Consider the following 1,569-nt stretch of genomic DNA (forward strand, 5'->3'; position numbering starts at 1 on the left):
ACGCCGGGTGTGGGGGGCCCGCAGACGAACCCCCGGCTCAAGACCTCCCCACGTCACGACCCCATCACGATCACCCACTTGACACCGATCGCGGTATTGCGGGCCCCCCACACCCGGCGTAGGACTGTCCGGACGGGACGACCTCGGCGAGCGGGAGGCGGCAAACTCATGCGTACGGGACGGAAGTTGGTCGGAATGGCCATCGTCGGGGCGCTCGCCCTCACCGCCACCGCCTGCGGGGACGACAAGAAGGACGAAACGGAGAAGCCGGGGCCCAGCAAGTCCGGCACGGCGACCACCGTCGCCCTCCCCCGCCTCGACGGGCAGAAAATCGAAGTGGCCGCCGTGTGGACCGGCCCCGAGCAGGCCAACTTCGTCAAGGTGCTGAAGGAGTTCGAGAGCCGTACCGGCGCCACCGTCACCTTCGTCCCCGCCCAGGACCCCATCGTCAACTTCCTCGGCACCAAGATCGCCGGTGGCAGCCCGCCGGACGTGGCCATGCTGCCGCAGGTCGGCGCCATCCAGCAGGCCGTGCAGAAGAAGTGGGTCAAGCCCGTCGGCCCGGAGGCCAAGGCCCAGCTCGCCAAGAACTACAGCAAGGTCTGGCAGGACCTGGGCGCGGTCGACGGCACCCAGTACGCCGTGTACTTCAAGGCCGCCAACAAGTCCCTGGTCTGGTACAACACCAAGGTCTTCGACACCGCAGGCGCCCAGGTCCCCAAGACCTGGAAGGACTTCCTGGCCACCGCCGACACCATCTCCGCCTCCGGCGTCACCCCGGTCTCCGTCGGCGGCGCGGACGGCTGGACCCTCACCGACTGGTTCGAGAACATCTACCTCTCCCAGGCGGGCCCGGAGAAGTACGACCAGCTGGCCAAGCACCAGCTGAAGTGGACCGACCCGTCCGTGAAGGACGCCCTGACCACCCTCGGCCAGCTCTTCGGCAAGCCCGACCTCATCGCGGGCGGCGCGACCGGCGCTCTGCAGACCGAGTTCCCCGCCTCCGTCACCCAGACGTTCACCGGCGGCGACCAGCCCAAGGCCGGCATGGTCTTCGAGGGCGACTTCGTCGGCATCAACATCGCGCAGACCAGCGCCAAGATCGGTACGGACGCGAAGGTCTTCCCGTTCCCCGCCGTCGGCGCCAAGGCACCCGTCGTCACCGGCGGGGACGCGGCCGTCGCGCTCAAGGACACCAAGGGCGCCCAGGCCCTGCTGACCTGGCTGGCCTCCCCGGACGCCGCCAAGGTCTGGGCCGCGGCGGGCGGGTACATCTCGCCCAACAAGGCCACCGACCTCGCCGCGTACCCCAACGACGTCCAGCGCGACATCGCCAAGGCGCTGATCGCGGCCGGGGACGACGTGCGGTTCGACCTGTCCGACCAGGCGCCGCAGTCCTTCGGCGGTACGCCGGGCAAGGGCGAGTGGAAGGACCTCCAGGACTTCCTGAAGAACCCCAAGGACGTCAGCGGCGCCCAGGCCAGGCTGGAGGCCGACGCGGCTGCGGCGTACAAGAACTGATCCGGCCATGACCACCGCGCCGGTTCCGTCCCCCGCCTCACCCCCGTC

At 69.7% G+C, this 1,569-nt stretch carries 1 protein-coding gene; it reads left to right on the forward strand.

Features of this window, described 5'->3' with window-relative positions; translation table 11 throughout:
• The first annotated feature begins 168 nt into the window (after positions 1-168).
• Positions 169-1,521, forward strand: coding sequence for an ABC transporter substrate-binding protein (locus tag ACJA3G_RS36705; RefSeq protein WP_406557347.1), 1,353 nt, complete (start codon positions 169-171; stop codon positions 1,519-1,521).
• Positions 1,522-1,569: the final 48 nt, after the last annotated feature.

It is taken from the genome of Streptomyces sp. YS-3, assembly GCF_045257485.1.
Taxonomy (GTDB): domain Bacteria; phylum Actinomycetota; class Actinomycetes; order Streptomycetales; family Streptomycetaceae; genus Streptomyces.

Excerpts from the sequence above, each read along its gene's own strand:
- ACJA3G_RS36705 (WP_406557347.1), top strand. The coding sequence starts at position 169 with ATGCGTACGGGACGGAAGTTGGTCGGAATGGCCATCGTCGGGGCGCTC.